7 protein-coding genes are annotated in these 7,270 nt (G+C 58.3%); 5 read left to right on the forward strand and 2 right to left on the reverse strand.

Annotated elements, in window-relative coordinates; genetic code table 11:
- Window positions 1-85: 85 nt before the first annotated feature.
- Complete coding sequence (locus QMX98_RS30395) at window positions 86-670, reverse strand: transporter substrate-binding domain-containing protein (RefSeq protein WP_221107717.1); 585 nt, start codon at window positions 668-670, stop codon at window positions 86-88.
- Window positions 671-806: 136 nt separating this feature from the next.
- On the opposite strand from QMX98_RS30395, the gene QMX98_RS30400 reads away from it, so the two are divergent.
- Entirely contained in the window at window positions 807-1,232 is a 426-nt protein-coding gene (locus QMX98_RS30400; RefSeq protein ID WP_221107716.1) for a DUF4399 domain-containing protein, read from the forward strand.
- A gap of 63 nt (window positions 1,233-1,295) precedes the next feature.
- Here the strand turns inward: QMX98_RS30400 and serA are convergent, their stop codons facing one another.
- Window positions 1,296-2,525, reverse strand: coding sequence for a phosphoglycerate dehydrogenase (gene serA, locus QMX98_RS30405; RefSeq protein WP_010466716.1), 1,230 nt, complete (start codon window positions 2,523-2,525; stop codon window positions 1,296-1,298).
- 363 nt (window positions 2,526-2,888) lie between these two features.
- Here serA and QMX98_RS30410 point away from each other — a divergent pair, with 363 nt between their 5' ends.
- The 4 genes from QMX98_RS30410 to QMX98_RS30425 all read left to right on the forward strand — a co-directional run bounded on the left by QMX98_RS30410 (window position 2,889) and on the right by QMX98_RS30425 (window position 7,178).
- On the forward strand, window positions 2,889-4,283 hold the full coding sequence (locus tag QMX98_RS30410) for an FAD-binding oxidoreductase (RefSeq protein ID WP_010466719.1): 1,395 nt from the start codon (window positions 2,889-2,891) through the stop codon (window positions 4,281-4,283).
- A gap of 22 nt (window positions 4,284-4,305) precedes the next feature.
- Window positions 4,306-4,971: a fumarylacetoacetate hydrolase family protein gene (locus QMX98_RS30415; RefSeq protein WP_010466720.1), complete on the forward strand. Its 666-nt coding sequence runs from the start codon at window positions 4,306-4,308 to the stop codon at window positions 4,969-4,971.
- Between the two features lie 254 nt (window positions 4,972-5,225).
- Window positions 5,226-6,155, forward strand: a complete 930-nt coding sequence (locus QMX98_RS30420) for an SdiA-regulated domain-containing protein (protein WP_154502110.1) — start codon at window positions 5,226-5,228, stop codon at window positions 6,153-6,155.
- A 105-nt stretch (window positions 6,156-6,260) separates the two neighbouring features.
- Window positions 6,261-7,178 carry an SdiA-regulated domain-containing protein gene (locus tag QMX98_RS30425; protein WP_083375520.1) on the forward strand — a complete coding sequence of 306 codons (918 nt, stop codon included), beginning with the start codon at window positions 6,261-6,263 and terminating at the stop codon, window positions 7,176-7,178.
- Window positions 7,179-7,270: the final 92 nt, after the last annotated feature.

A 7,270-nucleotide genomic window follows, 5' to 3' on the forward strand; every position in this document is an offset into this window, starting at 1 on the left:
GGCCATACCAGTCAACGGTGACGTTGAATGTTAGGCCGCTATCGCGAGCAGGCTCACTCCTACAGGGTTGGTCGTCAGTCCGGGATCAGGGTTTGGGCGCCACACTCGCATCCGCCCCAAACCACTTCTGCTCCAGCGCCCCCAGTCGACCATCCGCCTTGATCCGCTTCAACGCAGCTTCCAGGCTGGCGTGAAACGCCGGGTTACCCTTCTGAAACGGAATCGCCAAATCCACAGCCGGGGCGGTTTTCGGCTTTTCTTCCGTCAGCGACTGCACCAACAGGATCGAACGCGGCTCTTCTTTCTGCGCGATCAATTGCGCATTGGTTTGAATGTAAGGCTCGGTGAAGTCGAAACGATCCTTGAGATCCGGGGTCATTGCTATGTGGTTGATGGCGATGTCGTACTTGCCGGTTTCAACGCCGGACAACAGGTCGCTGGAATCGGTCACGACGAAGTCGGCCCGCACGTCCAGTTCGTTGGCTAGCTGTTGGCCCAATTCCACTTCGAAGCCGGTGAGTTTGCCCTCGTCCTTGAAATTGAAGGGGGGTGTATTAGCCTCAAGGGCAATACGCAGTTCACCCCGATCGTTTACATCGTCAATCAGTTCGGCATGGGCCAAAGGGCTCAAAAGGGGTAGCAGGCAGATCAGGCCAGGCAAAAAGCGCATGGTCACTCCTTTGAATACATTTATCGCGATGCTCTGATTCAGGCTCGCTTTGCTATGGTTGTCGAGGTCCTTCGACAACAAATGGCCGTGAAGTTGTCTCGGCCACGCGGATTTTACGGAAAAACTGGAGAAGAGAATGAAAACGTTTATGTCACGAGCAGCATTGGCTGGCCTATTGATGGGTGTTTCGGTACTGGCCAGTGCTGCAACACCGGCCCCCAAAGGGGCCGAAGTGTCCATCGTTTCTCCTGAAGATGGTGGGACTGTCCCGCAAACTTTCAAAGTCAAATTCGCTGTTGAGAACGTTGCGTTGGCGCCAGCGGGCGATGCCACCAAGAATACTGGCCACCACCATTTGCTGGTCGATGCCAAGGATATAGTTGCGGCTGGGGCGGTCATCCCGGCAGATGCCAATCACGTTCATTTCGGCAAAGCGCAGACAGAAACCGAGCTGACGCTGACACCTGGCAAGCACACCTTGCAGTTGGAGTTGGGCGACATGAACCATATGGCTTTCGATCCACCGATCGTCTCCGAAAAGATCACCGTCAACGTTAAGTAACGTTAGTCGCGTCCATGAAAAAGGAGCCCCGAAGGGCTCCTTTTTTTGTCACTCAAGTCGCTATCAGAACAACACGCGGCAACGAATAGTGCCGTTGATGTGCTGCAGTTTCTCCTGGGCGATTTCCGAGTAATCGGCGTCTACGTCGATGACCACGTAGCCGACTTTCTCGTTGGTCTGCAGGAACTGACCGGAGATGTTGATGCCGTTTTCGGCGAAGACCTTGTTGATCTCGCTCATCACACCCGGAATGTTCTGGTGGATGTGCAGCAGGCGGTGCTTGCCAGGGTGAGCAGGCAGGGCCACTTCCGGGAAGTTCACGGACGACACCGAGGTGCCGTTGTCGCTGTACTTGACCAGTTTTTCTGCCACTTCCAGACCGATGTTGGCCTGCGCCTCGGCGGTGGAACCACCGATGTGCGGGGTCAGGATCACGTTGTCCAGGCCACGCAGCGGGCTTTCGAACTCTTCGTCGTTGGAGCGTGGCTCCACCGGGAACACGTCGATGGCCGCGCCGATCAGGTGCTTGTCCTTGATCGCGTCCGCCAGGGCGTCCAGTTCGACCACGGTGCCGCGTGCGGCGTTGATCAGAATTCCGCCCTTCTTGATGGCGCGGATTTCCTTCTCGCCGATCATCCACTGGGTCGCCGCGGTTTCCGGAACGTGCAGGGTAACGATGTCGGACATGCCCAGCAGCTCGGTCAGGTTACCGACCTGGGTTGCATTGCCCAATGGCAGCTTGGTCACGGTGTCGTAGAAGTACACCTGCATGCCCAGGCCTTCCGCCAGGACCGACAATTGCGTGCCGATCGAGCCGTAACCGACGATGCCCAGCTTCTTGCCGCGGATCTCGAAGGAGTTGGCCGCGCTCTTGATCCAGCCGCCACGGTGGCAGGAGGCGTTTTTCTCAGGAATGCCGCGCAGCAACAGGATCGCTTCGGCCAGCACCAGCTCGGCAACGGAGCGAGTGTTGGAGTACGGGGCGTTGAACACCGCGATGCCGCGTTCGCGCGCCGCGTTCAGGTCGACCTGGTTGGTGCCGATGCAGAAACACCCCACAGCCACGAGCTTCTTCGCGTGATCGAAGATCTCTTCGGTCAGTTGAGTGCGAGAGCGAATGCCGATGAAGTGCGCATCAGCGATCTTTTCCTTCAGCTGGGCTTCCGGCAGAGAACCAGTGAGGTACTCGATGCTGGTGTAGCCCGCCGACTTGAGGACGTCGACAGCCGATTGGTGGACGCCTTCGAGAAGAAGGAACTTGATCTTGCTCTTATCGAGAGAAGTCTTGCTCATCTGCGTAAACCTGTATCCCGGAGAAAAATGGCAGGAAATAGTCAGGGTGCCCTGTCTTATACGTACTGATCCTTTTTGACGGCGTCTGTTGCCGTCATGCTGCGTTGCCGCTCCTCGCCATAGCGGGCTATGACTCGTCGCGGCGCCTTGCCTGACGACAACAGCCACTCGTCAAAAGAGGATCGTACGTATAAAACAGGGCACATAACGCTGACCCGGACGGCAGGAAAGCCGTCACCGCAGAATAGCCGTTGGGCACTACCCTGCGGGGTCGGTATGCTAGCATACGCACCCCGCTAAACACTCATTCCTGCGACGTGAAGCGTTCTCAGGATGACCATGAATTGTTCGAGAGTTCTGTCGATGACCAATCCTGCCCTGATTGATGAGCTGAAGACCCTGGTTGAGCCTGGCAAGGTGTTGACCGACGCCGACTCCCTGAATACTTATGGCAAGGATTGGACCAAGCATTTCGCCCCGGCCCCGACCGCCATCGTGTTCCCCAAGACCACCGAGCAGGTCCAGGCCATTGTCCGTTGGGCCAACACGCACAAGGTGGCGCTGGTGCCGTCCGGCGGTCGTACCGGTCTTTCCGCCGCTGCGGTGGCGGCCAATGGTGAAGTGGTCGTGTCGTTCGACTACATGAACCAGATTCTCGACGTGAACCTGACCGACCGCACGGCGGTGTGCCAGCCAGGCGTGGTCACCGAGCATCTGCAGAACGTGGCTGAAGAAAAAGGCCTGTATTACCCGGTGGATTTTGCGTCGGCGGGTTCGAGCCAGATTGGCGGCAATATCGGCACCAATGCCGGCGGAATCAAGGTGATTCGCTACGGCATGACCCGCAACTGGGTAGCCGGCATGAAAGTCGTCACCGGCAAGGGCGATCTGCTGGAACTGAACCGCGACCTGATCAAGAACGCCACCGGCTACGACCTGCGTCAGCTGTTCATCGGCGCCGAAGGCACCCTCGGTTTTGTCGTCGAAGCGACCATGCGCCTGGACCGTGCGCCGAAAAATCTCACCGCGATGGTCCTCGGCACCGCCGATTTCGACTCGATCATGCCGGTGCTGCACGCGTTCCAGAGCAAACTCGACCTGACCGCCTTCGAGTTCTTCTCCGACAAGGCCCTGGCCAAGGTCATGGCCCGCGGCGACGTGCCGGCGGCGTTTGAAACCGATTGCCCGTTCTACGCGCTGCTGGAATTCGAAGCGACCACCGAAGAAGTGGCCAACCACGCCCTGGAAACCTTTGAGCACTGCGTCGAGCAGGGCTGGGTGCTGGACGGCGTCATGAGCCAGAGCGAAACCCAGCTGCAGAACCTGTGGAAACTACGCGAATACATTTCCGAAACCATTTCCCACTGGACGCCATACAAGAACGACATTTCGGTCACCGTGTCGAAAGTCCCGGCATTCCTGAAGGAAATCGACGCGATTGTCGGCGAACACTACCCGGATTTCGAAATCGTCTGGTTCGGCCACATCGGCGACGGCAACCTGCACTTGAACATTCTCAAGCCGGAAAACCTGAGCAAGGACGAGTTCTTCGCCAAGTGCGCCACCGTCAACAAGTGGGTGTTCGAAACCGTCGAGAAGTACAACGGCTCGATTTCCGCCGAACACGGCGTGGGCATGACCAAGCGTGATTACTTGACCTACAGCCGCTCGCCGGTCGAGATCGAATACATGAAAGCCGTCAAGGCGGTGTTCGACCCGAACGGCATCATGAACCCGGGCAAAATCTTCGCTGTTTGAATCAACGGAACAGGAGTCGGTAATGAGCTATCAGCACCAGTATGTCGACGGTACGCGTATTCACTTCCCGCTGGGGAAAGTGGTGTGCATCGGCCGCAACTACGCCGAACACGCCAAGGAACTGGACAATCCGGTGCCTACCGAGCCGCTGCTGTTCATCAAGCCAGGCAGTTGCGTGGTGCCGCTGGAAGGCGGTTTCAGCATTCCGACCGAGCGCGGTTCGGTGCATTACGAAGCGGAAATCGCGGTGTTGATCGGCAAGCCGTTGTCCACCAAGCCAAGCCGTGAAGAAGTGCTGGATGCGATTTCCGGTTTCGCCCCGGCCCTGGACCTGACGTTGCGCGACAAGCAGGCCGAGCTGAAATCCAAGGGCCTGCCGTGGGAAATCGCCAAGTCCTTCGACGGCGCGGCGGTGATTGCGCCGTTTGTGTCCGGCAGCACCTTTGCCGACCTGACTGACATTGGCATCCGCCTGACCATCAATGGCGAAGTGCGCCAGGATGGCAACAGCAGCGCCATGCTCAACCCGATCGTGCCGATGATCCAGCACATGGCCGGTTGCTTCTCGCTGCAGGCCGGGGACGTGATCCTGACCGGCACGCCAGTGGGCGTTGGCCCGCTGAATGTCGGTGATGAACTGGTGATCGAACTGTCCGGCGCGAGCAGTTTCACCAGCAGCGTCCGTTAACCCAAACACCGCAAAACCAGGTAGGCGTGAGCCTGCTCGCGATACCGGCCTGTCATTCGACATCTCTGTTGACTGACACGCCCTCATCGCGAGCAGGCTCGCGCCGACATCGGTTTGTGGTGGCCCGCAGAAGGGCAATCCCGCCATTTCCCGTTTTTTTCACATCTTGTCTGGATAATTCCGCGGATTCCGGCGTCTGAGCCGGTCCCAATTGTGCTATTACCCGTAGCCTGAATTTCTGGAACGCATCCTGAATGGCCACCCGACCGCTGCCCACTGTCAAAACTGCCCGCCGCTCGCGCTTTGTCATGCGTTGGTATTCCTGGCTTTTGCTGGTGGCCGTCGCCGTTTATGGCCTCGCCTTTGCGATGCATTGGGACGATCGCGGTGTGCTCTGGCTGCATGAGCGTTTTGAAAGCCCGGCCGAGCGTCAGGAAAGTATCTGGCTACCGGATTACCGCGCAGTGATCGACGCCAAGCTGCTGCCGGGCATGGAGAAGGACGAAGCGTCGGACCTGGCTTACAACCCGCACACCAAAACCCTGTTTTCGGTCATGGGCAAAAACCCGTTCCTCGTTGAGCTGACCTTGCAAGGCGATGTCCTGCGCAAGATGCCGCTGGTGGGCTGGAGCAACCCTGAAGGCCTGACCATGATGGGCAATGGTCTGCTGGCCATCGTCGATGAGCGTGAGCATATGCTCTCCATCGTCAAGGTCGATGCCGACACGCGTGAACTGAATATCGCCAACTTCCCTAAATACGACCTCGGCCCTTCGAAAGACCAGAACAAGGCCTTCGAAGCCATCGTCTATGACCCGCGCAATCAGCAAATCCTCCTGGGTGAGGAACGCCCGCCGGCGCTGTTCAGCTGGAAAAGCGACGGCAGCCAGACCCTCAAGGGCGACAAGCAGAAACTCGCCAATGACGAACTGGACATCCGCAACCTCTCGGGACTGGCCATCGACCCGCGCACAGGCCACACCCTGGTGCTGTCCGCCGATTCCCACTTGTTGCTGGAGCTGGACGAGAAGGGCGAGCAGGTCAGCTTCATGACCTTGCTGGGCGGCTTCAACGGCTTGAAGAAGACCATTCCCCGTGCCGAAGGCGTGACCATGGACGAGGCGGGCACGCTGTACATGGTGAGTGAGCCGAACCTGTTCTACCGTTTCGAAAAGCAGAAATAGGCGCTCAGAATCCAGGCGTTGTGGTCAAAGGCAACTGGCCATTAAGCTTGAATTCATACAGGCGTGATATTTCATCCGCCTGTTTCTGTTTCCGAGCCCGCCTGAATGCGCCGACTTGCCCGTCCCAAACCCCTTATTTTGATCCTGACAGTCATTGCACTGGTCGCGCTGATTGCGGTTGGCCAATACATGCGTCTGTTCGAGCGCGCCTGGTTCAACCTGCACACCCTCTGGCAACCTTTAAGCAGCGAGTCCATCGGCCTGGATCAATACCGGGTGGAGCTCGAAGCCCGGGTCATTGACGGGCTGAACGACGACGTGTCGGCGCTGACCTTCGATCCGGTGCGCAAAAGCCTGTTTACCGTCACCAACAAAAACGCCGAGCTGATCGAGTTGTCGCTGGACGGGCGGATCGTCCGACGCATTTCGCTGGTCGGCTTCGGTGATCCGGAGGCGGTGGAGTTCATCAGCGCCGACACATACGTGATCACCGATGAACGCCAGCAGCGGCTGATCAAGATTCATCTGGATAAGGACACGACGTTCCTCGACGCGGCGGACGCCGAGCAGATGACCCTCGGCGTGCACATGAGCGGCAACAAGGGTTTCGAAGGCCTGGCTTACGATTCGGTGGGCAAGCGCCTGTTCGTCGCCAAGGAGCGCGACCCGATGCTGATCTACGAAGTGCAGGGCTTCCCACATTACAACCCGGAGAAATCCTACGCGGTGCATGTGGTCAACAACCCCAAGCGCGATGCCGGGATGTTCGTGCGAGACCTGTCGAGCCTGCAATACGACGAGCGCAGCGGCCATTTGCTGGCGCTGTCCGACGAGTCGCGGCTGATTCTGGAACTGGATGTGGACGGGCGACCGCTGAGCACCATGTCGCTGAGCAAGGGGCGACAGGGGTTGCAGAAGACCGTGCCGCAAGCGGAAGGCATCGCCATGGATGACGATGGCACGATGTACCTGGTGAGCGAGCCGAACCTGTTCTACGTCTTCAAAAAACCAGCGCAGAACTAACAAACACCGCAAAACCTATTGTAGGAGCGAAGCTTGCTCGCGAAGAGGCCGTAACAATCGACAGAGATGTTGAATGTGACGGCCTCTTCGCG

This window comes from Pseudomonas sp. PS02303, assembly GCF_029959925.1.
Taxonomy (GTDB): domain Bacteria; phylum Pseudomonadota; class Gammaproteobacteria; order Pseudomonadales; family Pseudomonadaceae; genus Aquipseudomonas; species Aquipseudomonas mandelii.